Source organism: Kitasatospora sp. NPDC052868 (assembly GCF_044547105.1).
In the GTDB taxonomy this organism is placed as follows: domain Bacteria; phylum Actinomycetota; class Actinomycetes; order Streptomycetales; family Streptomycetaceae; genus Kitasatospora.
The window spans coordinates 12,674-38,116 of sequence record NZ_JBITZW010000034.1 but is presented as its reverse complement, the minus strand read 5'-3'; the positions used below and the strand labels follow the sequence as shown (position 1 = coordinate 38,116).

The 25,443-nt window shown below is 72.2% G+C and carries 26 protein-coding genes; 9 read left to right on the top strand and 17 right to left on the bottom strand.

The features are described from left to right. Positions 1-43: 43 nt before the first annotated feature. From ACIGZJ_RS34160 to ACIGZJ_RS34150, 3 genes are all read right to left on the bottom strand, one after another. Positions 44-1,006 carry a YgfZ/GcvT domain-containing protein gene (locus tag ACIGZJ_RS34160; protein WP_396460926.1) on the bottom strand — a complete coding sequence of 321 codons (963 nt, stop codon included), beginning with the start codon at positions 1,004-1,006 and terminating at the stop codon, positions 44-46. A 10-nt stretch (positions 1,007-1,016) separates the two neighbouring features. After that, the gene (locus ACIGZJ_RS34155; RefSeq protein WP_396460925.1) at positions 1,017-1,481 is read right to left on the bottom strand and encodes a Fur family transcriptional regulator; all 465 of its coding nucleotides are present in this window, start codon (positions 1,479-1,481) and stop codon (positions 1,017-1,019) included. A 156-nt stretch (positions 1,482-1,637) separates the two neighbouring features. Next, positions 1,638-2,222 carry an FABP family protein gene (locus ACIGZJ_RS34150; protein WP_396460924.1) on the bottom strand — a complete coding sequence of 195 codons (585 nt, stop codon included), beginning with the start codon at positions 2,220-2,222 and terminating at the stop codon, positions 1,638-1,640. A gap of 283 nt (positions 2,223-2,505) precedes the next feature. On the opposite strand from ACIGZJ_RS34150, the gene ACIGZJ_RS34145 reads away from it, so the two are divergent. Next, a complete protein-coding gene (locus ACIGZJ_RS34145) occupies positions 2,506-2,868 on the top strand; it encodes a DsrE family protein (RefSeq protein WP_387942443.1) in 363 nt (120 codons plus the stop codon). 7 nt (positions 2,869-2,875) lie between these two features. Here the strand turns inward: ACIGZJ_RS34145 and ACIGZJ_RS34140 are convergent, their stop codons facing one another. The 7 genes from ACIGZJ_RS34140 to ACIGZJ_RS34110 all read right to left on the bottom strand — a co-directional run bounded on the left by ACIGZJ_RS34140 (position 2,876) and on the right by ACIGZJ_RS34110 (position 7,455). Further along, entirely contained in the window at positions 2,876-3,139 is a 264-nt protein-coding gene (locus tag ACIGZJ_RS34140; protein WP_392941344.1) for a DUF3099 domain-containing protein, read from the bottom strand. 64 nt (positions 3,140-3,203) lie between these two features. Further along, the gene (locus ACIGZJ_RS34135; protein ID WP_093861460.1) at positions 3,204-3,494 is read right to left on the bottom strand and encodes a DUF1416 domain-containing protein; all 291 of its coding nucleotides are present in this window, start codon (positions 3,492-3,494) and stop codon (positions 3,204-3,206) included. A 40-nt stretch (positions 3,495-3,534) separates the two neighbouring features. After that, entirely contained in the window at positions 3,535-4,368 is an 834-nt protein-coding gene (locus ACIGZJ_RS34130; RefSeq protein WP_396460923.1) for a sulfurtransferase, read from the bottom strand. Between the two features lie 220 nt (positions 4,369-4,588). Continuing rightward, positions 4,589-4,669 carry an Ms5788A family Cys-rich leader peptide gene (locus ACIGZJ_RS34125; protein ID WP_353652343.1) on the bottom strand — a complete coding sequence of 27 codons (81 nt, stop codon included), beginning with the start codon at positions 4,667-4,669 and terminating at the stop codon, positions 4,589-4,591. A gap of 275 nt (positions 4,670-4,944) precedes the next feature. After that, a complete protein-coding gene (locus tag ACIGZJ_RS34120; RefSeq protein WP_396460922.1) occupies positions 4,945-5,649 on the bottom strand; it encodes a DUF2993 domain-containing protein in 705 nt (234 codons plus the stop codon). 169 nt (positions 5,650-5,818) lie between these two features. Continuing rightward, complete coding sequence (locus ACIGZJ_RS34115) at positions 5,819-7,156, bottom strand: hypothetical protein (protein WP_396460921.1); 1,338 nt, start codon at positions 7,154-7,156, stop codon at positions 5,819-5,821. Between the two features lie 5 nt (positions 7,157-7,161). Beyond that, complete coding sequence (locus ACIGZJ_RS34110; RefSeq protein ID WP_396460920.1) at positions 7,162-7,455, bottom strand: MoaD/ThiS family protein; 294 nt, start codon at positions 7,453-7,455, stop codon at positions 7,162-7,164. A gap of 726 nt (positions 7,456-8,181) precedes the next feature. Here ACIGZJ_RS34110 and ACIGZJ_RS34105 point away from each other — a divergent pair. The 5 genes from ACIGZJ_RS34105 (at position 8,182) to ACIGZJ_RS34085 (ending at position 13,808) form a co-directional block, all read left to right on the top strand. Continuing rightward, positions 8,182-8,919 (top strand): response regulator transcription factor, encoded by a 738-nt coding sequence (locus ACIGZJ_RS34105; protein ID WP_396460919.1) that lies wholly within the window; start codon positions 8,182-8,184, stop codon positions 8,917-8,919. A gap of 124 nt (positions 8,920-9,043) precedes the next feature. Further along, on the top strand, positions 9,044-10,105 hold the full coding sequence (locus tag ACIGZJ_RS34100) for a LacI family DNA-binding transcriptional regulator (protein ID WP_392941354.1): 1,062 nt from the start codon (positions 9,044-9,046) through the stop codon (positions 10,103-10,105). Positions 10,106-10,230: 125 nt separating this feature from the next. Beyond that, the gene (locus ACIGZJ_RS34095) at positions 10,231-11,412 is read left to right on the top strand and encodes a S1C family serine protease (RefSeq protein ID WP_396460918.1); all 1,182 of its coding nucleotides are present in this window, start codon (positions 10,231-10,233) and stop codon (positions 11,410-11,412) included. Positions 11,413-11,520: 108 nt separating this feature from the next. Continuing rightward, positions 11,521-12,294 (top strand): response regulator transcription factor, encoded by a 774-nt coding sequence (locus tag ACIGZJ_RS34090; RefSeq protein ID WP_396460917.1) that lies wholly within the window; start codon positions 11,521-11,523, stop codon positions 12,292-12,294. Continuing rightward, a complete protein-coding gene (locus ACIGZJ_RS34085) occupies positions 12,291-13,808 on the top strand; it encodes a sensor histidine kinase (RefSeq protein WP_396460916.1) in 1,518 nt (505 codons plus the stop codon). Before ACIGZJ_RS34090 ends, ACIGZJ_RS34085 begins: the two co-directional genes overlap by 4 nt. A gap of 77 nt (positions 13,809-13,885) precedes the next feature. Here the strand turns inward: ACIGZJ_RS34085 and ACIGZJ_RS34080 are convergent, their stop codons facing one another. The 6 genes from ACIGZJ_RS34080 to ACIGZJ_RS34055 form a co-directional block, all read right to left on the bottom strand. Further along, positions 13,886-15,679: a bifunctional metallophosphatase/5'-nucleotidase gene (locus ACIGZJ_RS34080; protein WP_396460915.1), complete on the bottom strand. Its 1,794-nt coding sequence runs from the start codon at positions 15,677-15,679 to the stop codon at positions 13,886-13,888. Between the two features lie 370 nt (positions 15,680-16,049). After that, on the bottom strand, positions 16,050-17,399 hold the full coding sequence (locus ACIGZJ_RS34075) for an ATP-binding protein (RefSeq protein WP_387942467.1): 1,350 nt from the start codon (positions 17,397-17,399) through the stop codon (positions 16,050-16,052). Positions 17,400-17,474: 75 nt separating this feature from the next. Next, entirely contained in the window at positions 17,475-19,049 is a 1,575-nt protein-coding gene (locus ACIGZJ_RS34070) for an SCO6880 family protein (protein WP_396460914.1), read from the bottom strand. Between the two features lie 7 nt (positions 19,050-19,056). Continuing rightward, the gene (locus ACIGZJ_RS34065) at positions 19,057-20,346 is read right to left on the bottom strand and encodes a hypothetical protein (protein ID WP_396460913.1); all 1,290 of its coding nucleotides are present in this window, start codon (positions 20,344-20,346) and stop codon (positions 19,057-19,059) included. Continuing rightward, positions 20,336-21,064, bottom strand: coding sequence for a hypothetical protein (locus ACIGZJ_RS34060; protein WP_396460912.1), 729 nt, complete (start codon positions 21,062-21,064; stop codon positions 20,336-20,338). The genes ACIGZJ_RS34065 and ACIGZJ_RS34060 overlap by 11 nt, the downstream gene beginning before the upstream one ends. A gap of 250 nt (positions 21,065-21,314) precedes the next feature. Then, positions 21,315-21,665: a hypothetical protein gene (locus ACIGZJ_RS34055; protein WP_396460911.1), complete on the bottom strand. Its 351-nt coding sequence runs from the start codon at positions 21,663-21,665 to the stop codon at positions 21,315-21,317. A gap of 248 nt (positions 21,666-21,913) precedes the next feature. Here ACIGZJ_RS34055 and ACIGZJ_RS34050 point away from each other — a divergent pair, with 248 nt between their 5' ends. Both ACIGZJ_RS34050 and ACIGZJ_RS34045 read left to right on the top strand, forming a co-directional pair. Next, positions 21,914-23,083 (top strand): NlpC/P60 family protein, encoded by a 1,170-nt coding sequence (locus tag ACIGZJ_RS34050; RefSeq protein WP_396460910.1) that lies wholly within the window; start codon positions 21,914-21,916, stop codon positions 23,081-23,083. 184 nt (positions 23,084-23,267) lie between these two features. Next, entirely contained in the window at positions 23,268-23,978 is a 711-nt protein-coding gene (locus ACIGZJ_RS34045) for a phosphatase PAP2 family protein (protein ID WP_396460909.1), read from the top strand. A 64-nt stretch (positions 23,979-24,042) separates the two neighbouring features. Here the strand turns inward: ACIGZJ_RS34045 and ACIGZJ_RS34040 are convergent, their stop codons facing one another. Continuing rightward, entirely contained in the window at positions 24,043-24,234 is a 192-nt protein-coding gene (locus ACIGZJ_RS34040; protein ID WP_392941371.1) for a hypothetical protein, read from the bottom strand. Positions 24,235-24,396: 162 nt separating this feature from the next. Here ACIGZJ_RS34040 and ACIGZJ_RS34035 point away from each other — a divergent pair, with 162 nt between their 5' ends. After that, on the top strand, positions 24,397-25,296 hold the full coding sequence (locus ACIGZJ_RS34035; RefSeq protein WP_396460908.1) for a hypothetical protein: 900 nt from the start codon (positions 24,397-24,399) through the stop codon (positions 25,294-25,296). Positions 25,297-25,443: the final 147 nt, after the last annotated feature.

Below are 25,443 nucleotides of genomic sequence, written 5' to 3'. Positions count from 1 at the left end.
GCGCCGCCCCGACGAGGTCCGGGCGGCGCCGACCGCGGCGGCGCTACTGCGGGACGATCACGTCCTGCGTCCCCGGGACCCTCCCGGCCAGCAGCACGGCGTCCACCGGGACGTTGCGCTTGACGATCGCCAGCGCGATCGGCCCCAGCTCGTGGTGGCGCGCCGAGGAGGTCACGAAGCCCAGCGCCCGCCCGTCCGGGTCCGAGGCGAGCCGCACCTCCGTCCCGTGCGGGGGCAGCATCTCCTCCGTGCCGTCCAGGTGCAGGAAGACCAGGCGGCGCGGCGGCCGGCCCAGGTTGTGCACCCGGGCGACCGTCTCCTGCCCCCGGTAGCAGCCCTTCTGCAGGTGCACGGCGGTACCCAGCCAGTCCACCTCGTGCGGGATGGTCCGGTGGTCGGTCTCGAAGCCCAGCCGCGGCCGGTGGCCCTCGATCCGCAGCGCCTCGTACGCCCAGACGCCGGCCGCCGGGCCGTACCCCTTGCTCAGCGCCTCCAGCTCGGCGCGCGGAAGGAAGAGGTCCCGCCCGTACGACAGCTCGCGCACCGCCGCCGCGCCCTCCGCCGAGGCGGTGGAGCCGGCCGGCAGGTGGACCAGCGCGTAGCCGGCGGTCGCGTCCGCGACCTCCACCCGGTAGAAGAACTTCATCCGCTCCAGATAGCCGACCAGCTCCGGAGCGGTGCCCGGCTCGACGTGCGCCCAGGTGGTGGTGCCGTCGTCGACCAGGTACAGGGCGTGCTCGACGTGCCCGTTAGCGGAGAGCACCAGTGCCTCGGTGGCCCGCTGCGCCGGAAGCTCGCTGACATGCTGGGTGAGCAGGAGGTGCAGCCAGGTCAGCCGGTCCTCGCCGGTGACGGTGACCACTCCCCGGTGCGAGAGGTCCACGAAGCCGGCGCCCTGCGAGAGGCTCCGCTGCTCGCGGAAGATGTCGCCGTAGTGGGCGGCCACGCCCTCGTCGGTTCCCTCGGCGGGGACGGCACCGGGCAGGGCAAGCAACGGGCTCTTCATACCGGCCAGCTTACGACCGCTCCGCGGCGTGCTTGGCGGCGCAGTCGGCGCAGCGGCCGAAGATGGCGAAATGCTTGAGGTCGGTGTCGAAGCCGTGCTTCTCGCGGAGGCTGTCGATCAGCGGCTGGGCGATCTCGGTGTTGGTCTCGGTGACCTTCTCGCAGTCCCGGCAGACCAGGTGCAGGTGGTGGTGGCGCCCGGCCAGGTGGTACGTCGGGGCGCCGTGCCCCAGGTGCGCGTGCGAGACCAGGCCCAGCTCCTCCAGCAGCTCCAGCGTCCGGTAGACGGTGGAGATGTTGATGCCGCTGGCGGTCTGCCGGACGTGGCAGAGGATGTCGTCCGGGGTGGCGTGGTCGAGCACGTCGACGGCCTCCAGGACGAGCTGCCGCTGGGGCGTGAGGCGGTACCCGCGCTCGCGCAGGTCGGCCTTCCAGTCGCCGGAGAGCTGCCAGTCGGTGGTGCCGGTGTCCGCCACGGTGCTGTCCCTGCCAAGGTCGGGGGTCCTGAGGCAAGTGTAGGGACCGACCCGCGGCCGGTCCCTACCTCATGCGCGATGAGCCGTGCCCACCGAAGGCTGCGCGCAGCCGAAGGCCGTGCTCAGCGGAAGGCCGTGCTCAGCGGAAGGCCATGCTCAGCGGAAGAACGCGATGCCGTCGTCCGGCAGGTCGTTGATGTCCTTGATCAGCTGGGCGGGGCTGAGCACCTTCTTGAGCTGCGCGGACATGTACGGGCGCAGCGGCACGTTCGGCGCGGACTTCTCGCCGACCCAGAGCAGCTCCTCGTTGACGAAGCCGAAGAGGCGCTTGCCGCCCGAGTACTCCGGCGAACCCTCGATCCGGGCCACCGCGTCGGTGGAGACGTCGATCTGCGGCTTGCCGTCGGCCAGTTCGCCGTACCAGATCTCCACGGTGCCGTCGTCACGGACGGAGGAGATCTCGATCCCGCGCGCACCGCTGGTGCCGTGCGGGTTGCTGGTGATGCGCCAGAAGGCGTGCTCGTTCTCCAGCGGGCGGACCTTCTCGCCCTCGCTGTCCAGCACCCAGGTACGGGAGCGGAACTCCAGGAAGGGCCGGCCGTCGTGCCGGATGACGATCTCCTGGCCGAAGTTGCACTTCTCGGTACCGGGGAAGTCGTAGACGCCCGCGCCCTCCCAGGTACCGAGGAGGAAGGCGAGCGGGACGACGTCCTTGTGGAGGTCAGAAGGGATCTCGATCATGTTCCTGGTTGCTGTCGTCGGTGTGGGGCTGCTTCAACCGTACGGCAGCTGCTCAGCGCTGGCCCTGGTACAGCTTCATCACCGAGAAGATGGCGAACCAGGTGATCAGCACGGCCATGAGGGCCAGCAGACCGTCGAAGAAGATTTCCAGACCGGACACGGGGGGCTCCCAGGGCGGCGACAGTGTGGTGGATTTTGCTGTCGCTCACTCTATCCGCCGGGCGTCGGCGGGTCTCGGTGAGCCCCACCACGTCGGGATTTTCCCGGGATCTAGGGTGGCGCCATGTCGAAGAAACTGGTCATCAAGGTCACTGCCGGAGCCGACGCTCCGGAGCGGTGCTCGCAGGCGTTCACGGTGGCGGCGGTCGCCGTCGCCAGCGGGGTCGAGGTCTCGCTCTGGCTGACCGGGGAGTCGTCCTGGTTCGCGCTGCCCGGGCGCGCCGCGGAGTTCGAGCTGCCGCACGCGGCGCCGCTGCCGGATCTGCTGGAGTCGATCCTGGCGGCCGGGACGGTCACCCTCTGCACCCAGTGCGCGGCGCGGCGCGGGATCGAGCAGCAGGACACCGTCGAGGGTGTCCGCATCGCGGGCGCCCAGGTCTTCGTCAGCGAGATCATGGCGGACGGCGTTCAGGCGCTCGTCTACTAGGCCCCGCCTAGGGTCTGTCGGGGTGGTCCCGGTCGTGGCCGGGCTCGTCCCACTTCGGGTCCTCCCAGCGCGGGTCGTTCCACCAGTCGTCCTCCGGGTCCCGCTTGTTGGCGAAGACCGCGGCGGCCGGGGGGATGACCATCGCGAAGAGGCAGAGCCCGATGGCCGCCGGGACGGACCAGAACCGCACCACACCCCAGGCGAGCACGAACAGGCCGATGCAGACGCCCATCATGGCGAAGTAGTAGCGATGCCTCCGGCGTGCCTGCACCCCTCCACGGTATGCCTGAGGGCCCCTGCGCGGCAGGGGCCCTCGGGTGTGTCCACCGGGTGGATCAGACGGCGATCGCGACCTCGGTCAGGTTGCCCTGGGAGGCGACGACCTGGCGGTCCACGGTCTGGCCCGGGACGAGCGCGCGCAGCGTCCACTTGCCCGGGCGGGCGAAGAACCGGAACTGTCCGGTCGCCGAGGTGGGCACCTCGGCCGTGAACTCGCCGCCCTCGTCGAGCAGACGGACGTAGCCGTTGACCGGCTCTCCGTCGCGGGTCACGGAACCCTGGATGATCGTCTCGTTCGCCACGTCAACTCCTGCCAGGTCCGGGCCGCCGGCCTTCGCACCGCACATAGTGTGTCTTCCCTTCTGACTTACGGATGGAGCCGGCGGCTCAGTTGCCGAGCTCGATCGGCACGCCCACCAGGCTGCCGTACTCGGTCCACGAACCGTCGTAGTTCTTCACGTTCTCCTGGCCGAGCAGCTCGTGCAGCACGAACCAGGTGAGCGCGGAGCGCTCGCCGATGCGGCAGTAGGCGATGGTGTCCTTCGCCAGGTCGACGCCCTCGGCCTCGTACAGGGCCTTGAGCTCGTCGTCGCTCTTGAAGGTGCCGTCGTCGTTGGCGTTCTTGGCCCACGGGATGTTGCGGGCGCTCGGCACGTGGCCGGGGCGCTGCGACTGCTCCTGCGGGAGGTGGGCCGGGGCGAGCAGCTTGCCGGAGAACTCGTCGGGCGAGCGCACGTCGACCAGGTTCAGGCTGCCGATGGCGGCGATCACGTCGTCGCGGAAGGCGCGGATCGAGGAGTCGACGGCCTGCGCCTTGTACTCGGTCGCGGTGCGGACCGGCACCTCGGCGACCAGGTCGCGGGAGTCCAGCTCCCACTTCTTGCGGCCGCCGTCCAGCAGGCGGACGTCGCCGTGGCCGTACAGCTTGAAGTACCAGTAGGCGTACGAGGCGAACCAGTTGTTGTTGCCGCCGTAGAGCACCACGATCTGGTCGTTGGCGATCCCCTTGGCGCTGAGCAGCGCCTCGAAGCCGGCCTGGTCGATGAAGTCGCGGCGGACCGGGTCCTGGAGGTCGCTCTTCCAGTCGATCCGGACGGCGTTGCGGATGTGGTTCTTCTCGTAGGCGGAGGTGTCCTCGTCGACCTCGACGATGACGACCTTCGGGTCGTCCAGGTGGGCCTGGACCCAGTCGGCGTCGACCAGGACGTCGCTGCGGCTCATGGTGATGTTCTCCATCCGGGGGCGGTTTGCGGAAGGTGCTGCTGCTGGCTGCTCGGAGTGACCGGTCCGAATCTCTGTCCGAATACTGGGACGGACAGGAGGAGCGCATGGTACCGAGCAATGGTCTGCGGTGTGCGATGGCGGAGACCGGCGTCAACTGCCGGGCCAGGTCACCGGGGAAATCGGCGGCGGGGGTGAACTGCCCCGCAAAAACGCCGAGTTAGCGCATTCGACACAGACAGGCGGACACGCGGCACAGGTCTACCGCCCGCCGCTTCGTGAGGTCCGTCTGTCGCTTCATGCCGACGATGCTAGGGACCCGGGGCGCCTGCTGTCATTAGCGTATCGAATGTTGAGACCAGATGGCTCGAATACCGAGATTTGGCCCTTTCCCGGCCGACCGGAATCGGTCGGCGGCCCAACGGGGGCCCGTACGGCGCCGCCCCGGACCGGAAACGACACCGCTCCGCGGGCGGCGCTGGACAGCGCGTCTCGCGGAGCGGAACGGACGGAGCGGAACGGAGTGGAGTGGTACGGAGCCGGATCGGGGGTACGGCGCGGGCCCGGGCGGCCCGATCAGCCGATCAGGGTGAAACCGTCGCCCTGGAAGGTCAGCTGGAGGCCGTCCTCCTGCGGTGTCACGCCGGACAGCTGGAGCCCGGCCGGGAGCCGGTCCAGGGTGAAGCTCACCGGTTCGATCTTCTGGTTGGCCAGGCCGGCCACCATCGAGGCCACCCCGCTGAGCTGGAAGCCGTCCGCCGTGACGGTGTTGCCCTGGCTGTGCACCGACCCCTCGCCGACCGCGAGCGGCCCCAGCGACGCCTTGATCTTGCCCGGACCGCCGTACGACAGGCTCAGCCGGGTGTTGGCGCCCACCGGCAGCCGGCCCGCGCCGGGCATCATCTGGGACGCCGGCGGCAGCAGCTGGGCGAGGTCCGCGTACGAGATCAGGCCGCTGCCGCTGCCCTTGGCCACCTTGGCGCTCCGCAGGCTGTCGCTCGCCGCGACCCCGGACAGCTTCGCCTTGAAGGAGTGCAGCGCCACCTGGCGGTTGCCGTCGCCGACGGTCAGCCCGTCGGCGGAGATTCTCAGGTCGTCCACCTTCATCGAGACCAGGTCGGTGAGGAACGGGAAGTCGCCGATCGACACGTCCGGGCGCTGGCTCATCCGGCCGCTCTTCACCAGCTGGTCGGCGACCTCGTCCTCGGCCAGGCCGACGGCGATCCGGTCGGCCCCCACCAGGAGGCCGGCGAGCACCGTCAACCCGATCGTCGCCTTCACCCAACCGCGCATCGCTCTCCCCCGTCGTCGCCTGTCGCCGCCGTGGGCGCCCCGGCTCTCGCCCGGCCCGCCCGCGTACGGCCGCTCCCGCACGACCGTACGACGTCCCGCCCCGGAGCATGGTTCCGGGGCGGGACGCCGGTGCCGCGCAGGCCCGGTCCGGGCGGCGTCAGCCCGCCAGCAGGCGGGTGGCGATCCAGATCAGCGGCGAGGCCACCGCCAGCGGCAGCGCCACGCCCGCCGTCATGTGCACGAACCGGGACGGGAAGTCGTACCCGGCCACCCGGCGCCCGACCAGCGCACCGAGGCCCGCCAGCACGCCCAGCGCCGGGGGCGCGCCCACGGCCAGGCCGAACACCACGGCCGCGACCAGGCCCAGTACCGGGCCCAGCTGCTTCGGCCCCGGCAGCGGCGCCGCGGCCAGCACGGTGGCCAGCGCGACCGCGCCGACCGCCGCCGGCACCCGGTCGGCCAGCAGCAGCGCGGTGCAGAGCACCGTCACCACCGAGGCGGAGCCGAGCACGGTGAGCGCGTAGAACCGCTCCTTCGGGTCCGAGGGGCGGAACGTCTGCAGCACCAGGACCAGCAGGAAGAACCCGCCGAGGGTGCCGACCACGGCCGCCGCACCGCCGCCGGAGCCGGCCAGCAGCACCGCCGCGTCCGCGGTCAGACCGGCCAGTGCGGCGAGGGCGATGCCCTGCCGGGCCGGCCACATGCCGTTCAGCCGGAACCAGCCGGCCGCGGTGAGCCCCTGGAGCAGTACGACCACCACGGCCAGGGCCACCTGCCCGAGCGCCGCGCCACCGGCCAGCAGCGCGGCCGCGCCCGCCGTGATCAGGGCGGGCTGCAGGCCCGGGTCGATGATCGGCGAGCCGGTCCGGGCGGGGGGAACCGCCGGGGCCGCCTGTGCGAAACCGGGCTGCGCGGGACCGGACCGTGCGAAGCCGGGCTGCGCCGGAACGGGCGGTGTCGGACCAGGCCTGGCCGGACCGGTCGCGCGGCGGCGGCCGGTGCCGGGCGGCACGGCGGGGGCACCCGGCGGAGTCGGGAGTGTCGGGCGCTTGAGCGTCATGGTCGGCGGGTCGAAGACGGGCACGGGAGCGGGAGCCGGCCCGGGGCCCGTGGCCGACACCGGGGGGATCAAGGCGGTCGGCGCGTCCTCGGCCGCGGGCACCGGGGGGATCAGCGCCGTCGGCGCGTCCGCTGCGGGCGGCCGCCCGTACGGCTCGTAGCCCTGCCCGGGGCCGTGGGGCTGTCCGCCGTACCCCTGCTGCGGGTACGACTGCTGCGAGTACGACTGCTCCGGCGCGTGGGCCGGCTGCGGGGCGTACGGGTGCTGCGGCTGCGCCGGTCCCTGCTGCGGGTACTGCGGCTGCTGCGGCGGCTGGGCGTGCTGCCGGGGGTGCTGTGCGGGGTTCGGCCAGCCGCCCTGGCCCGCGCCCTGCGGGTCGGCCGGGGCGGGCCGGTGTCCGCCGAAGCCGTCGTTCGCGTCGCTCATGTCGGTCACGGCGCTCACCCTCCCGCGAACGGCGGGAGCACCTCGACCGTGCCGCCCTGACTGAGGGCGACGGTCGCGTGGTCGCGGCCGCCGACGGGGGAGCCGTCCACCAGGTACGAGCAGTGCCCGAGCAACCGGACGAGCTTCGGCCGGTCGGCGTGCCGCTGCCTGGCCGCCGCCAGCGCCTCCGCCAGGGTCGCGGCCTCGTACGGCTCCTCGGCCAGTCCGGCCTCGGACTTCGCCGCCGCCCAGTAGCGGATCGTCCCGCTCACCCGCGCGGCGTCCGCCGGCTCGGTGGTCGCACCCATGGCAACCCCTTCTCCTCGTCGTCGCCCGGTCCGGTACCCGGTCCGGGTCCACATCGGAACCGCCACACAATCACTCGAAAGGTGTATGCGCACGGTGGCGCCGATGTGCGTCCCATGATGGCGGGTCCGCCGCCGCGACCGGCAACCGCCCTGGCCGGAGCGGTGCCGACGGGCGGCCGAAGCTGTGGCCAGGCTCACCCGGGTGGCGCCCGGTATGGCCGAAGCGCCGCATTCGAGCCCTCCCGGTGCGGGACCTGGTCGGCTATCCTCGACGCCTAAGGGATCCGGGCAGAGTCGCCCCCGGGTCCTTTTGTGCTTTCAGGACGCCAGTACGGACGTCCTTGCGATTCGTCGGCCCACCCCCGGCGCGGAGCAGGGACCGCCCCGCCATCTCTCGGCACAACGAAGTGCCCGGACCAGGCGGGGTGTCGGAACCCGGCGCCGGGCCGCCGCCCGGCACGGGACAGACCGGAGGGTTCACGGGATGAGCAGGGCAGAAACGGTGCATCAGGGGTTGCGGGACCTCCGGCACGCTCCCGGTTCCGTCGTGCACGCCGGCGAATCCCCCGGTCCGGGCCTGGCGCCCGCCGTCTTTCCCCCACCCTCGCCGCCCGCCGCCGCCCCTCCCGGGGCGCGCCGCGAGCGGCACCTCCTCGAACGTGCGCCAGCCGGCTGTGGCGGCAGCCGTACAGCGACCGCGACGACCCGGAAAGGGGACTACCGGGTATGAGTTCTCTGCTCCTCCTCACCAACGCACTGCAGCCCTCCGCTGAGGTGCTGCCGGCCCTCGGCCTGCTGCTGCACTCCGTGCGGGTGGCACCGGCCGAGGGATCGGCCCTGGTCGACACCCCCAGCGCGGACGTCATCCTGGTCGACGGCCGGCGGGACCTGCCGCAGATCCGCAGCCTCTGCCAGCTGCTGCGCTCCACCGGCATCGGCAGCCCGCTGATCCTGGTGGTCACCGAGGGCGGCCTGGCCGCCGTCACCGCCGACTGGGGCGTCGACGACGTCCTGCTGGACACGGCCGGCCCGGCCGAGGTCGAGGCCCGGCTGCGGCTGGCCCTGGGCCGGCTCCAGGTGGTCACCGACGACAGCCCGATGGAGATCCGCAACGGCGACCTCTCGGTCGACGAGGCCACCTACTCCGCCAAGATCAAGGGCCGGGTGCTCGACCTCACCTTCAAGGAGTTCGAGCTGCTCAAGTACCTCGCGCAGCACCCCGGCCGGGTCTTCACCCGGGCGCAGCTGCTCCAGGAGGTCTGGGGCTACGACTACTTCGGCGGCACCCGGACGGTGGACGTGCACGTCCGGCGGCTGCGGGCGAAGCTCGGCGTCGAGCACGAGCAGCTGATCGGCACCGTGCGCAACGTCGGCTACCGCTTCGTCGTCCCGGACAAGTCGGACAAGGCCGAGCGGGCCGACCTCGGCCAGCGCTCCGCCGCACCGACCGCCCGCGAGAGGTGACCGGAGGCCGGGCGGGCGACCCCCGCCCGGCTTGTCCGCATTCGCCTGACCGCCCTCCGCGCCCTACCGCGCGGTAGCCACGTCCCATCTGCCCGGCCGCACGCCACACGCGTAGACTCCCCCCGTGGCCAAAGTGACGCGCGACGATGTAGCCCGGCTGGCTGGTACCTCGACCGCGGTCGTCAGCTACGTCATCAACAACGGACCCCGCCCGGTCGCGCCCGCGACCAAGGAGAAGGTCCTCGCGGCGATCGAGCAGCTCGGCTACCGGCCGAACAGCGTCGCCCAGGCGATGGCCTCCCGCCGCACCAACCTGATCGGCATGGTCGTCCCCGACGCCCGCCAGCCGTTCTTCGCCGAGATGGCGCACGCCGTGGAACGGGCCGCCTCCGAGCGCGGCAAGCTCGTGCTGATCGGCAACTCCGACTACGTGGACGACCGCGAGGTGCACTACGTCCGCGCCTTCCTCGGCATGCGGGTCTCCGGCCTGATCCTGGTCAGCCAGGGCCCCTCGCAGCGTGCCGCCGAGGAGTTCGCCGCGATGGAGGGCGCCAAGGTGGTGCTGCTGCACCGCCGGCCCGAGGCGATCGACGACGTCGCGGTGGTCACCGACGACGTGGGCGGCGCCGAGGCGGTGGTGCGCCACCTTCTGGAGGTGCACGGGCACCCGTACGTGGCCTGCTTCGGCGGCCCGGTCGAGTCCCCCGCCCCCGGCGACCCGGTGATCGACCACGTCGAGGGCTGGCAGCGCGCCATGGACGCCCACGGCCTGCCCGCAGAGCCGCACCTGATCGACGCCCCGTTCCACCGCTACGGCGCCTACGAGGTCGCCCTCGGCGTGCTCGGCTCGGCGGACCGCCCGCCGGCGATCTTCTGCTCCACCGACGACCAGGCGATCGGCGTGCTGCGGGCCGCCCGCGAGCTCGGCCTGCGGGTGCCGGACGACCTCGCGGTGGCCGGCTTCGACGACGTGCCCGAGGCCGCGCTCGCCGACCCGCCGCTGACCACCGTCGCCTCCGACCGCGACGCGATGGCCCGGGCCGCCGTAGACCTGGTCCTGGACGACTCGCTGATGGTGCCGGGCTCGGACACCGAGCGGGTCCGGAAGTTCCCGTCCCGCCTGGTCATCCGCCGCTCCTGCGGCTGCTCCGGCCCGCAGCCCGAGGCCGGCACCGAAGCGGAATAGCCCACTCCGGCCCCGGGCCGCCGGCAGGCCGCCTGACCAGGCTTTATGAGAAGTCAACGGGCTTCTCTCCCCCTTCTGAGCCCGCTCTCATCGAATCCTCATCCGCCGGGCGGACGTTGGTCGGCATGAGCGATCAGCAGCGCGGAGACCAGTACGACCGGCACCACCAGGACGGCCTCCCCGGCGGCTACCCGCCCCCGGGCGCCCACCCGCACCGGGACCGGGTGATCGAGGGCACCGTCGTCGAGAGCGGCCCCGCCTACCGCGAGGAGCACTCCGGCGGCTTCGACGGCCCGCCCGCTCCGCCGGCCGCGGCTCCCCCGGCGCCCCCCGCACCGCCGATGCCTCCCGCCCCGCCGGTACTGCCCGAGGCCGGCGGACCGGCCCTGCACGGCGGCCACCGCGGCCGCGGCCGACGCGGGCTGCTGCGCGGCCGGCTCGTCCTGGTCACCGCCGTCGCGGCGGTCGCCGCCGTCCTCGGCGGGGTGACCGGCGGGGTCGTCGCCGCCGAGCAGCACGGCTCCGGCAGCCGGACCGCCACCGTCGCCAGCCCGATCTCGGCCCGCTCCGACGGCAGCGCCGACGTGGCCGCCATCGCCTCCGCGGTCTCGCCGAGCGTCGTCCAGATCACCGTGAAGAGCGCGAACGGCACCGCCACCGGCACCGGCGTGGTGCTCACCAAGAGCGGCCAGATCCTCACCAACTACCACGTGGTCTCCGGCGCGGTCGACGGCGGCCAGCTCTCCGTCACCTTCCAGGACGGCTCCACCGCCAAGGCCACCGTCACCGGCACCGACAAGGCCCTGGACGCCGCCGTGATCACCGCGAGCGGCGGCGGCAACCTCACCCCGGCCACCCTCGGCGACTCCGCCGCCGTCTCGGTCGGCGACCCGGTCGTCGCCATCGGCAACCCCGAAGGCCTCACCGGCACCGTCACCTCGGGCATCATCAGCGCCGAGAACCGCGAGGTCACCGTCCAGGTCGACGAGGGCAGCACCAGCGGCAACGGCGGCTTCGGCTTCCCCAATTTGCCCGGCCTGCGCGGCAGCACCCCGCAGAACAACGGCGACACCACCACCTACAAGGCCTTCCAGACCGACGCCGCGCTCAACCCCGGCAACTCCGGCGGCCCGCTGATCAACGCGAGCGGCCAGGTGATCGGCATCAACTCGGCGATGTACTCGGCGACCGGCTCCAGCTCCACGGCCGACAGCAGCACCGCCGGCAGCGTCGGCCTCGGCTTCGCCATCCCGATCAACGACATCAAGCAGGTGCTGCCCAAGCTGCAGGCCGGCCAGAACATCTAGACGGACAATTACTCCGAGCAGGTGCTCCTCCCACAGGCGCTCCTCCGCAGGCCCCCGACGCTGGCCCCCGACGCAGGCCCTCCGACGAATGAGAAAGGGCAACCGCCCATGATCCCGTCCGCCGACGACCGCACCTCCGCCGAGCCCGGGCAGGCCACCGCCCGGCTCCTCGTGGTCGACGACGAACCCGCCCTCCGGGACGCCCTGGAGAGCAGCCTCGCCTTCGAGGGCTACGAGGTCGCCACCGCCACCGACGGCTACGAGGCCCTGGAGTCCGTCGAACGCGACAAGCCCGACCTCGTCCTGCTCGACATCATGATGCCCCGGATGGACGGCCTCACCGCCGTCCGCCGGATGCGCTCGCGCGGCGACACCGTCCCGGTCCTGATGCTCACCGCCCGCGACGCGGTCGGCGACCGGGTCACCGGCCTGGACGTCGGCGCGGACGACTACCTCGCCAAGCCCTTCGAGCTGGACGAACTGCTGGCCCGGGTGCGCGCCCTGCTCCGCCGCAACGCCCTCGCCACCGAGGCCGCCGCCCGGGCCGCCGCCGTCGAGGACGACAGCGAGGTGCTGTCCTTCGCCGACCTGCGGATGAACACCGCCACCCGCGAGGTCACCCGGGCCGGCAAGCCGGTCGAACTGACCCGCACCGAGTTCATGCTGCTGGAGATGTTCCTCTCGCACCCCCGCCAGGTCCTCACCCGCGAACAGATCCTCAAGGCGGTCTGGGGCTTCGACTTCGAGCCCTCCTCCAACTCCCTGGACGTGTACGTGATGTACCTGCGCCGCAAGACCGAGCAGGGCGGCATGCCGCGGATCATCCAGACCGTCCGCGGCGTCGGCTACGCGCTGCGCCCGGCCGCCGGCACCCCCGCGTGAGCGACACCGCCGCCCCGCCGCCCCCGCTGGTCCCGCCGCGCGGCCCCCAGGGCCCGCGGCTCGCCCACTGGTACCGGGCGCAGTCCCTGCGCAGCCGGCTGACGTTCCTGACGGCCGCGGCGGTCGCGGTGGCGATCGCGCTGTCGGCGCTGGCGTGCTGGTTCCTCGTCGAGAAGCAGCTGTACGGACAGGTGCGGCACGACCTGGAGAACGTGCCGCCTCCCCGCGTGGCACCTCTGCCCGTCCAGCTCCCGTGCGCCACGACGCCGGAGGCCGCCCTGAAGAAGGTCCAGGAGAACCAGGCCGCCGGCACACTGCCCGAACCCCCGGGCGGCGGTCCCGCAGCCCGGGACACCCAGTTCGTCTGGACCGACCCGGCCTGTGTCACCCTCCCCGCCTCCGCCACCAAGGCCATCAGCATCCAGCCGGACGACGCCCAGGCGCTCGCACTCAGACCGAATCAGTCGATCGTCCGCGACGGCCACTTCACCAACGGCGAGCCGGCCATGGTCAAGATCTCCCTCGCCCGCGCCACCAACCACTCCTCCGTGCTCATCATGGTCGCCTCGCCGACCAAGGCCACGGAGGACTCCCTCAACCAACTCGCCCTGGTCCTCGGCGGCGTGGCCCTCGGGGGCGTCATCCTCGCCGGCGTCGCCGGCCGGCTGGTCGCCCGCTCGGCGCTCAAGCCCGTCGACCAGCTCACCGACGTGGTCGAGCACATCGCCCGCACCGAGGAGGTCGGCAGCACCATCCCCGTCCACGGCAGCGACGAGATCGCCCGGCTGTCGGCGTCCTTCAACTCCATGAGCACCGCGCTCGCCAACTCCCGGGACCGCCAGACCCGGCTGATCGCCGACGCCGGGCACGAGCTGCGCACCCCGCTCACCTCGCTGCGCACCAACGTCGACCTGCTGATCCGCAGCGACGACACCGGCCGCCCGCTGCCCCCGGCGACCAAGACCAAGCTGCTCGGCAACATGAAGGCGCAGATGCAGGAGCTGACCGTGCTGATCGGCGACCTGCTCCAGCTCTCCCGCCCCGACACCCCCAGGCCGGAGCGGGTCCTCGCCGTGGTCGCCCTGCACGAGCTCGCCGACCGGGCGGTGGCCCGGGCGAAGCTGCGCGGTCCGGGGCTGGTCTTCGAGACGGCCGTCGAGCCCTGGTTCGTCCACGGCGACGCCGCCGCCCTCGAACGCGCCGTGATCAACCTGCTGGACAACGCCGTCAAGTACAGCCCGCCCGGCGGGGCCATCGACGTCGACCTCCGGCAGGGCGTGCTGACCGTCCGCGACCACGGTCCGGGCATCCCCTCGGACGAACTGCCCTACGTCTTCGACCGGTTCTGGCGCTCCCCGTCCTCCCGCCAGCTCCCCGGCTCCGGGCTCGGCCTGTCGATCGTGGCGCAGAGCGTCCGGGAGGTCGGCGGCGAGGTCGCGCTCGGCCCGGCCCGGGACGGCGGACCGGGTACCCAGGCCACCGTGCGGCTGCCGGGCGGACCGTCCCCGGTGTAGGCCGTGTCCGACGGGGAAGCGGAACGGGCGGGGCGCCCCGACAGCGCCCCGCCCGTTCCCCTACTGTCGGCTCTCGGTCAGTCGAGGTCGCTGCCCGGGCCGAGGACCTTGATGCGATCCTGCGCGGGGGCCTTCAGCGGCGCGGCGGCCGTGCTGTGGGCACCCAGGTAGGCGGCGAAGACGTCCAGGTCGGAGGCGCCGACCAGCTTGTCGGTGCCGGCCGCGAAGGCCGGGAAACCGTCGCCGCCACCGGCCAGGAACTCGTTGGCCGCGACGCGGTACTTGGCGGCCGGGTCGACCGGCGCGCCGTTCAGCCGGATCGAGTCCACGAGCACCCGGTCCGCACCGGCCTTGCGCATGTCCAGGGTGTAGGTCAGGCCCTTGGAGGACTGCAGGACCTTCGGCGAGGCCGCGTTGGAGCCGCTCACCTGCTGCTGGAGCAGCTGGACCAGCTGGGCGCCGGTCAGCGTCTTGACCTGCATCATGTTGGTGAACGGCTGGACGGTGAACGCCTCGCCGTAGGTCACCACGCCGTCGCCCTCGGCACCGGTGGCCTTGTAGACCAGGTCCGAGCGGATGCCGCCGGGGTTCATGAAGGCGATCTGCGCGCCGCCCTTGTCGGCGGGCGCCAGGCCCTCCAGCTGGGCGTCGGCGATCACGTCACCGAGCGGCTTCTCCAGGTCGCTGTTGCCGCGGCCGTTGATGTCCGAGGCGATGAAGCCGAGCGGACGGTTGGCGATCGGGGCGGCCAGCTTGGAGTAGCGGTCGATCAGCGCCGTCATGTCCGGGGCCTTCTCGACCGTGCGGCGCACGACGTGGTTCTCGGCCTTGACCGAGGGGCGCACGATGCTGCCGGTGGTCTTGTCGAGCTTCAGGTCGATCTCGGTGTAGAGCCGGCCGAAGGAGGCGGCGCTGGTCACCGAACGCGGCACGCCCTGCGGGTCGGGGATGCTGCAGGCGTACGCGTTGTGGGTGTGGCCGGTGACGATGGCGCCGATCGCCGGGTCCAGGTTCTTGGCGATGTCGACGATCGGGCCGGAGATGCCCTGGCCGGCGGCGCCGCAGTCGTAGTTGTAGGTGCTGCTGGCCGGCAGCCCGCCCTCGTGGATCAGGGCGACGATCGAGTTCACGCCCTGCTTCTTCAGCTCGGCCGCGTACTTGTTGATCGTGGTGACCTCGTTGCCGAACTTCAGGCCCTTGACGCCCTCGGCGGTCACGATGTTCGGGGTGCCCTCCAGGGTCACACCGATGAAGCCGACCTTCACGCCCTGCGACCTGGTCACCCAGTACGGGGCCAGGATCGGCTTGCCGGTCTTCTCGTTGGTGACGTTGGCGGCGAGGTAGTTGAAGTTGGCGCCCTTGAACTTGCGCCCCGCCTCGTAGCAGCCGTCCACCGGGTGGCAGCCGCCCTCCTGAAGGCGGGTGAGCTCCTTGGCGCCCTCGTCGAACTCGTGGTTGCCGACGGCGGTGACGTCCAGGCCGAGCTTGTCCATCGCCTCGATGGTCGGCTCGTCGTGGAAGAGCGCCGAGGTCAGCGGGCTGGCACCGACGATGTCGCCGGCCGCGACGGTGATCGAGTCGTCGGCCGGGATCCGGGCCTGGCGCAGCGCGGTGGCCAGGTACTCGATACCGCCGGCCGGGGTGGAGACCACCTGGCCGGTCGCCGGGTCGATCTCCCGGATGGTGCCGGACGAACCGGCCGGGGGCTCCAGGTTGCCGTGGAAGTCGTTGATCGCCAGCAGCTGGAGGTTGACGGTCTTGTGGCGGTTGGCATCCGCGGCCTGGGCCGCGGTCGGCACGGCCACCGAGCCGAGCAGCCCGGCGGCGGCGACCGCGGCCAGGCCCGCACGTCGGGATCTGACGGTGAACATTCTGAGGGTCCCCTACCCCTAGAGCGCCCGGGCTGTGGTCGACCGGCGGGCGCTGGCAGCTGTCATGAGTGACCCGTGCAGCCTAGGGTCAACGCGCGTAGCTGTCAGGGTCCCGCACGTAACAAGAGGGTTTCCGGCAGCTGACGATCCGTCCATCTCTCGACAATGCGGCAAGTTGAACGCGTTCAAAACATCTGCACGGATGAAACCACCGGGCTGCCCACCCGTCCGGAGCACCTCGGGGGGACCAGGAGGACCGCGAGCGGCCCCCAGCCCGTCAAGTTCGTCGGCGCCCCGGACGGGTGCCGGCGCCACGTCCTGACCAGGACCGGCTGAGCACCCATCGCCCCGGCCCCGGGGGTCCCACGCGCTAGACCCCGGGCTCGGCCGCCAGGTACCGCTCGGCGCGCACCCGTTCGGCGACCGCGTCCTCCGTCATCGCCCGGTCGGTGTACACCAGCGGCCGCTCGGCCTCCGTGATGATGTGCTTCACCACCTGGACGTTGCCGTTCACGTCCCAGACCGCGATGCCCGGCGACAGGGTGGGGATGATCTCCACCGCCCAGCGCGGCAGGCCCAGCACCCGGCCGGTGGCTCTCGCCTCCTCGGCCTTCTGCATGTAGATCGTCCGGGTGGAGGCCATCTTCAGGATCGCCGACGCCTCCTTGGCCGCCGCGCCGTCCACCACGTCGGACAGGTGGTGGACCACCGCGACGAAGGAGAGGCCGAGCCGGCGCCCGAACTTCAGCAGCCGCTGGAACAGCTGCGCCACGAACGGGCTGTTGATGATGTGCCAGGCCTCCTCGACCAGGAAGATGCGCTTCTTCCGGTCCGGCCTGATCCAGGTGTGCTCCAGCCAGACGCCGACGATCGCCATCAGGATCGGCATCGCGATCGAGTTGCGGTCGATGTGCGACAGGTCGAAGACGATCAGCGGCGCGTCCAGGTCGATGCCGTCCGTGGTCGGCCCGTCGAACATGCCGCGCAGGTCACCGTCGACCAGCCGGTCCAGCACCAGCGCCACGTCCAGGCCCCAGGACTGCACCTCGTCCACCGCCACGCCCAGCGACTCCAGCGAGGACAGCTCGGGGCTGCGCAGGGTGTCGATGATGTCGTCCAGCACCGGCTGGCGGTCGGTCACCGTCGCCACCACGTGGGCGTGCGCGGCCTTCAGCGCGAACCCGGCCCGCTCCTCCAGCCCGCGCCCCATCGCCACCTCGATGATGGTGCGCAGCAGCGACAGCTGACCGGTCTGGGTGATCGCCGGATCCAGCGGGTTGAGCTTCACCCCGCCGTCCCGGGCCGCCATCGGGTCGAGCCGGATCGACTTTATGCCCAGCGCGTTGGCGATCAGGTTCCACTCGCCGACGCCGTCCTCGCCCTGCGCGTCCAGCACCACGACCTGCCGGTCGCGGAACCTCAGCTGGCGCAGCACGTACGTCTTCTCCAGCGCCGACTTGCCGTTGCCGGACTCCCCGAGCACCAGCCAGTGCGGGGCCGGCAGCTGCTGGCCGTACAGCTGGAACGGGTCGTAGACGTACCCCTTGCCGCTGTACACCTCCCGGCCGATGATCACACCCGAGTCGCCGAGCCCCGGTGCGGCGGTGGGCAGATAGACCGCCTGCGCCTGGCCGGTGGAGGTGCGCACCGGCAGGCGGGTGGTCTCCACCTTGCCGAACATCAGGCTGGTGAACGCGTCGGTGAGGTTGCCGAGCGCCATGGGCGGCCTCCTGGTGTGTCAGCGGTGCGGTGGATCAGCGGGTGGGCCGGCGCGGTGGACCGGCGGCCGGACGGCTCAGCGGCGGATGCCGGTGGCGAACGGCAGGGTGTTGACGAACGCCCGGTGGTGCTCGCGGTCGCACCACTCCAGCTTGAGGTAGCTCTTGCCGGCCGAGGCGCGGATGGTCCGCTTGTCCCGGGCCAGCGCCTCGGGGCTGCGCGAGGAGACCGTGATGTAGCCGACCAGGTTGACCCCGGCCGCGCCGGACGCCAGGTCGTCACCGCGCTGGTCCACCCGGCCGGTGTGGGCCAGGTCGCGCGGGTCGACGGTGCGGTTCATCTTGGCGGCGCGGCTGGCCTCCGCCTCGTCGTTGGTCTTCTCGGTCAGCATCCGCTCGATCGCGACGTCGGTCGGCTCCAGGTCCATCGTCACGGCCACCGTCCGGATCACGTCCGGGGTGTGCACCAGCAGCGGCGCCAGGAAGTTGACGCCCACCGGGGTCAGCGGCCACTCCTTGACCCACGCGGTGGCGTGGCACCACGGCTCGCGGGTCACCGACTCCCGGGTCTTCGCCTCCAGGTACTGCGGGTGGGTCGCGTCCAGCTCGGCCGGCCAGGCGTTGCGCCGGGACATCGCCTGGATGTGGTCGATCGGGTGGTCCGGGTCGTACATCGAGTGCAGCAGCGAGGAGAGCCGGGCCTGACCGAGCGGCTGGCGCACCCGGATGTCCGCCTCGGCGAGGCGGGCGCAGATGTCGGTCAGCTCGCGGGCCATCACCGCGGCCAGCCCCTCGTCGTCCCGGGCCCGCCGCCCGGTCGCCGTCCGGCCCATCGCGTGCGCCTCGGCGGCCAGGTCACGGGTGTAGTGCATACAGGCGACCAGGTACGCCCGGTGCTGCTCCGAGGACGTCGACACCATCGACTGCAGCTGGTCGTACGAGTCCTGCAGCCAGCGCGGCGCGTCGTGGTCGCCGCGCCGCTCCACGTCCTTGGCGTGCGCGTCCGGGTCGGCCGGCAGCGTCCGGGCCAGGATCTGCAGCCGGGTCACGAAACCGTCCCCGTTGGCGACGTGCTTCAGCAGCGTGCCGAACCGGTCGACCAGGGCCTCCTGGTCCTCGGAGTCCCGCAGGCCGACGCCCGGGCCCTCGATCTCGATCGCGGCCGTCACCGTGCGCCGCTCCAGGTGCATCAGCACCCCGACCTCGTCCGGCCCGAACGGCGCCGCCAGCCAGCGCAGCCGCCCCACCCCGGGCGGCGGACCGACCTCCACCTCGCGGCCGTCCAACCGGGTGCCGGCGTCCATCACGTCCGACTTCCACACCGCCCGGCCGCTGCGGACCGTCCGGCGGTAGGTGCGGTTGATCTCCGCCCACTTGTAGAACGTCCGGCGCCGGTAGGGCACGTAGACCGCCGCGATGGCCAGCGCGGGCAGACCGACCAGGCCGGCGATGCGCAGCGGCAGGATCGGCATCATCAGGCCCCAGACCATGCCGAGGAACGCCCCGAAGATGATCAGGACGATCTCGCCGGACTCCCGGTTGCGGCCGATCGGCGCGTTCGGGCGGGCCTTGCCGATCAGGTAGGTGCGGCGCTGGTGCACGTACGGCTGGGCGTACTGGGCGCCGTACTGGCCGAGTGGTTCGCTGCTCACTTACCCGTCACCCTCCCTTCGCTGGATTGCTGTCGCGGATCGGAACCGACGCCGGGGGCGCGGCCTGCTTCGGTGGGGCGGGGGTCCGCGCGGCGTGCGCGGCGATGCCGGGCGCGACCGAGCCGCCGCCCGCACCCGGGCTGCCCCCGCCGCCCTGCGGGCCGCGGTCGCCGTGGGTGCTGATGCCCTGCTTCATCAGGTTCGCGGTGCCGTTGATCATCGCCGAGCCGGCCGAGACCGCGCTGGCCCGGGCATGGCGCATGTTCATGATCTCGTCGCCGAAGCCCGGCACGAAGCGGTAGACCGCCGCGCTCGCGAAGATCGACAGGAAGAGGATCGCCAGGCCCGAGAGCACCCGGGCGAAGTCGTCGGTGGCCCCGGCACCGGTCGCCACCGCGCCGGCCAGCCCGAGGATGATCACGATGATCGGCTTCGCCAGGTCCACCGCCACCATCACCCCCGCCCAGCGGCGCACGTGCTTCCACAGCTGCTTGTCCACCAGTCCCGCGTACACGGCGGTGCCCAGCAGGGCGCCCACGTAGAGCATCGCGGCCCGGATCAGCAGCTCGATCCAGAGCACCGCCGCGGCCAGCACGGCCACCAGCGACACGATGATCAGGATGAGCGGCCCGCCGCCCATGTCGCCCTTCTCCAGGGTGTCCGCGAACCCGCCCAGGTACGTGCCGGTGTCCGACTTCGTCCCCACCGCGATCGCCTTGGTCAGCCCGTCCGTCGCGCTCACCACGGTGTACAGGATCAGCGGGGTGAACGCGGACGCCACCACGGTCAGCCACAGGAAGCCGATCGCCTCCGAGATCGCCGTCGTCAACGGCGCCCCGCGCACCGCCCGCTTCGTCACCGCCAGCAGCCAGAGCACCAGCGTGATGATCGTCGACCCGGCGAACACCACGGCGTACTGCTGCAGGAACGATGCGTTGGTGAAGTCCACCTGCGTCGTCCCGTCGATGGCACCCGACAGCTTCCGCACCACCCACGCCGCCGCCTGCGCACACCCCTTGGCCAGCGAGCCCAGCGGATCGGTGACACTGCCGACGGTGCCGCTCCCGGGCAGCGAGGCGCCGCCTCCGCCTCCGGGCTTGGAGGCGCAGTACACATCGCTTCCGGGGAGGGGCAGCACATCACAGTTGCTGCCGCTGGGTGATGCGCCGGAGCTCGGCGAGGGTTCGGCGAACGCCCGGGAGGCCAACAACAATCCGGCGGTCTGCACGGCCACCAGCACGCCGACCACACTGCCGGTTCGCGACAACCCTGTGCTTCTAGCGGCATCAGCGCGCATAGCGGAACCCTCCGAAGTGCTCGACTGCGCCGGTGATCTCCTCGGCGGTGGCGGCCTGCTGGTCACCCGGCATGGGCGCAGGGCCTGCTTTACGTGCGAAGTCGGTGAGCTTCCAGTCGCTCCCCGTCCAGTGGAGGGTCAGCGTGATGGTGTACCAGTTCTCCACCACCGGCTGGACGGAGCGCTCGCCCGCCAGGCCGGTGAGGCCGGTGCACCAGACCTCGACCTTGGCGTCACCGTCGCTGTAGCCGACCGACTTGGTCCCCACCGGGACGGTGCGGCTGACGAAGGTGAGCCCCTTGGGCGCCCGCCCCTGGGCGTCGAGGCCGTAGCGGGCCGCCGTGTCGCCGCCGAACCCCTGGTCCAGCCTGCTCTGGAGGCCCGCCACCGCGCCCGGGTCGGCGACCGTGGCGACGATGGTGTGGCGGCTTTCGGTACGGAACATCTCTGCCGAGCCGATGGCGACGGCGTAGTTGGCCGCCGCCGACTGGGCCCCCTGGTCGGTGTGCGGGAAGCCGCCGGCCACGCCGCTGGTGGTGGTGCTCACCGGCTGGTCGCCGCTGGGCGCGGGGCCGGCCCCGGAGGTGGCGGTCGCGGTGGCGCCCGCGCCGTCGGCGGAGCGGGGGGCGCCGCCCGGGTCGGCCTTGCCCCGGTTGGCGATGGAGATCGCCACGACCAGCAGGGTGACGACCACCAGGACCGTCAGCAGCGTCCGCATCGGGCGAGCCTGACGCGTACTCATCTGGGACGAGGGCTGTTCGCCGACCGGCAACCGCGTACGGGTGTGCGGCTGGTCGTCGGACAACGGCACGGCGGCCCTCCTGGTGCAGGGAGCCGGCTGGCGGCTCCAGGGGCCCCTCCGCCCGTGGGCGGGCGCGGAGGGAGGGGTGGTGGGTGGACTCCTGGCGGGACTCCGGCCGGTCCCGGCGGCCGGACCACAGGCGGACGTCCCGCCTGCTGTCCGATCGTCAGATGGCCATGCCGTAGACAATGGTGAACAGAGTGCCAAGTGATCCAATGATGAACACGCCGGTCAGCCCGGCGATGATCAGCCCCTTGCCCTGTTCGGCGCCGAAGCTGTCACGCATCGCGGTGGCGCCGATCCGCTGCTTGGCCGCGCCCCAGACCGCGATGCCGAGGCACCCCAGGATGGCCACGGCCATGACGACCTCCACCATCACCCGGGCCTCCGACCCGAGGCTGGCGAAGGGACCCCAGTCCGGGGCGATCCCACCGATGATGGTGTCGATATTCGGTTTCTTTGGAGGTTCTTCGGCCAGGTGGCCGATCGCGATGCTGTCCACGCTGCTCAGGTTCATTTCCATCTCACCGCCCGATCAGGCAAATTCAAGAGCCCCGACCCCGCCCGCGCGAAGGGCCGGTACCTATTCTTGGCCAGATCTGATGTCGACTTGGCTGCTTCTCGCGGATTGGTCGTGAGGCATCGGACACGTAGGCCAGGATGTCCACCGTACGAAGGATAGCGCTCACTCTTTGTATCTCTGATGATTGCGGTGAGCAACGCCTTCCGGGACACTTCGACTGACGACTCGTCGGGATGGTGCTGATGGTACTCCGGAAGGCCGGTACGGCCGCCTCCGCTGCGGGAGTTGTCGCGATCGGGTTCCTCGGTCTGGTGACCGTCGGGACGTATGCGGCGAGTGGTACGCCGCAGCAGTCCGCCAATCGCGCCGAGCTCTCCCCGGGCACGGTCCCGGCCGCCTACCAGGCGCCGATCCGGCAATGGGGCGCGCTCTGCCCGGACATCTCGCCGCCGATGCTCGCGGCCCAGCTCTACCAGGAAAGCGGTTTCGAACCGGGCGCCCGATCACCCGTCGGAGCACAGGGAATGGCGCAGTTCATGCCGGGCACCTGGGCAACGTACGGTACGGACGGCAACAATGACGGCAAGAAGGACATCTGGGACCCGGTCGACGCGATCGCCTCGGCGGCGACCTACGACTGCGCACTCGCCCGCGACGTCTCCAAGGTGCCGGGCGACCGCCAGGCCAACGTGCTGGCCGCCTACAACGCGGGCCCGTACGCGGTGGAGAAGTACGACGGGGTGCCGCCGTACAAGGAGACCCAGGGCTATGTGAAGAACATCAAGGCGCTGGCCATGAGCTTCGCCGCGCCGACCGCGCCGGTGGAGGTCTCCCAGCAGTCGGCGGCCGCGATCTACTTCGCCCAGACCAAGCTCGGCTCCCCGTACCTGTGGGGCGGCGAGGGCCTGCCCTCGCAGGGCGGGCGGTTCGACTGCTCGGGGCTCACCCAGGCCGCGTACGCCAGCGTGGGCATCGCCCTCCCCCGGGTCGCCAACGACCAGTGGTACGCCGGCCCGCACCCCTCGCGCGACCAGCTGCGCCCGGGCGACCTGGTGTTCTTCGCGACGGATCTGAACGACCCGCGCAGCATTCACCACGTCGGCATCTACGTCGGCGGCGGCTACATGATCAACGCGCCGCACACCGGTGCCGTGATCCGCTACGACAAGATCGACACCAGGGAGTACATCGGCGCCACCCGGGTCACCTCGGACGGCGCGGCGGCGCTGCCGGTGCGCAACGCGGACGGCACCATCACCGGCAAGGGCGGCCCGACCGCGCCGGACGCCCCAGCCTCGCCCTCCGCCACCTCGGCCCCGGCCGCCGCAGCGGCCGCGCCCCCGGCGCCGACCGCTCCCGCCCTGGCCCGGGCCACTCCGACAGGTCCAGGTCAAACGCCCGCAAAGAGTTGAGCCTCCCCGGGGCGCCGGGTGTGAGCGCGCTGTGGACGCTCAGTCAAGTTTCGATAACCGCGCGTTTCCGTGGAACGCTGTACCCCGGTTATGACGTTGTGTCCGATGGCCCCGCGTCAGCTTTCCGAGCCGGGCGGGCCCCGGCCGGAACGACCAGGTGCAACGGACCAGAAGGAGGTACGGCGTGTCGACGCCGCTTGCCGACACGACCAACCCCGACCTCGGACTGCTCTACGCGGTCAACGGCCTGGCCAAGCACGCCCCGGAGTGGCTGGACCACCTGGTCTCCTGGATCGGCGAGTACGGCATCCTGATCGGCCTGGCCCTGCTGGGCCTGGTCGGCTGGCTGCAGGCCAGACGCCGCCCGGACGCCCCGGTGGCGGTCGCCGGACTGCTCTGGGCGCCGCTCTCGGTCGCGATCGCCGAGCTGGCCAACCTGCCGATCGCCGCCATAGTGGACCGCCCCCGCCCCTTCGTCGACCACACCGGCCTGGACGTGCTGGTGGAGGGCAAGGAGGGCACGCACTCCTTCGTCAGCGACCACTCGACGATGTCGATGGGCATCGCGGTGGCGCTGTTCCTGGTGAACCGCAGGCTCGGCTGGATCGCGGGCGGCCTCGCCCTGCTGCAGGGCTTCTGCCGGATGTACATGGGCGTCCACTACCCCACCGACGTGGTCGGCGGCTTCGCGCTCGCCACGGCGGTCGTGCTGCTGCTGGCGCCGATCGCGATGGCCGTCCTGGTACCGCTCTGCCACGCGCTGAGCCGCACCGTCGCCGCGCCGCTGATCCGGGCCCCCGCCGGCGGCCCGCGCCCGCGCCGTCGCCGTCGCGGCGACGAGGGCGGCACCGTCCGCGCCGACGACCAGCCGCCGGAGTCGGACCTCGCGGCATAGGCCCACCCGGCCCGGGAGGCGCCCCGGGCGCCGCTGTGGGGGCTACCTCGTCGCCGACCCGCCGCTACCTCGTCGCCGGCCCGCTCTCGGCAAGGTGGTCGGCCGCCTCGCGCCTCGTCAGGTCCCGGGAGCGCCGGGCCGGGGAGAACCAGCCGCAGCTGCAGATCGCGTAGCAGAAGGAACCGCGCTCGCTGATCGCCACGCGGTGCTCGGGCATCGGGGCGGTGCCGGGGGCAGCCGGCAGCTCACTGTGCACGTGCTTCACCGTAACGCGCCCGGCACCCGGCGCGCGACGCCCTGCGCGCGCCGGTTCCGCGTAACCCTTCCCAGCCCAACTCGTTTGCCCGGAAAGAGCTCTGCCCACCGGGGTGGTGGTGGCGGGGCAGTCGGGCCCGAGGGGGTTGTCGCGAGGATGAAGATGACCGACCAGCAGCGCGACGGGCGGCGATCGCGCCGCCCGCTGCCGCACCTGCGCTCGGCGGCCGGGGCCGCCCTGCTCGCCGCCGCCCTGGCCGCACTGGCCGGCTGCTCGGGCGCGGCCACCGGCGGCAGCTCCGCCGACCGGCAGGCGGCCGTCCCCGACCAGCTGTCCGCCGACCCGGTCACAGCCGTCCGCAACGCCCCCGACATCACCGGTCGGACGGGCTCCGCACACTCCGCCACCGAGCTGGTCACCGAGTCCGCCGAGAAGAAGGCCGTCTTCAGCGGCACCGGCGGCTACGACTACGTGAAGCGGATCGGCCGCCTGGAGGTGCAGGTGCCGCCCGGCGCGGCCACCACCGGGAAGATCGTCGAGGTGGTCCTTCCCGGCACCGTCTACCTGCAGAACAGCGGCGCCAAGGTGCCCGAGGGCAAGTGGGTCAAGCTGGACGTGCGCCAGCTGCCCGACGGCAACCTGGTCAGCAGCGGCGCCACCGATCCGGCCTCCGCCGCGGGCGCGCTGCGGGGGGCGCAGAAGGCGGACCTGGTCGGCACCGAGACGGTCAACGGCGTGGCCCTCAAGCACTACCGGGGCACCCTGGACCTCGCCAAGGCGGCCGATGCCACCGGCGGCCGCGGCGGCGACGGCCTGCGGATGGCGGGACAGACCTTCACCGTCCGGGACGTCCCGTACGACGCCTGGCTCGACGAGCAGGGGCGGCTGCACAAGGTGGTCGAGGTGTTCACCTTCGCCGGGGTGGCCGGGTCCAAGGAGGCGAAGGACCAGGTGAAGGTGACGTCGACCACCTCGCTGACGGACTTCGGCAAGCCGGTCGAGGCGGCCGAACCGCCCGCCTCGGACATCTACGCGATGAAGCCCACGGAGAGCCCGAAGTAGGAAGTGGACCGCAGTAGACCGCAGTAGACCAGCAGCAGAGCGGAGCGGCCCCGGGACCGGCCGGGAGCCGGTCCGAGGAGGGGCGCCGCCGGTCCGGGTGGGACGTCCGACGGTCGAGGCCCACCCGTTTCGGCGGCGCCGAGATGA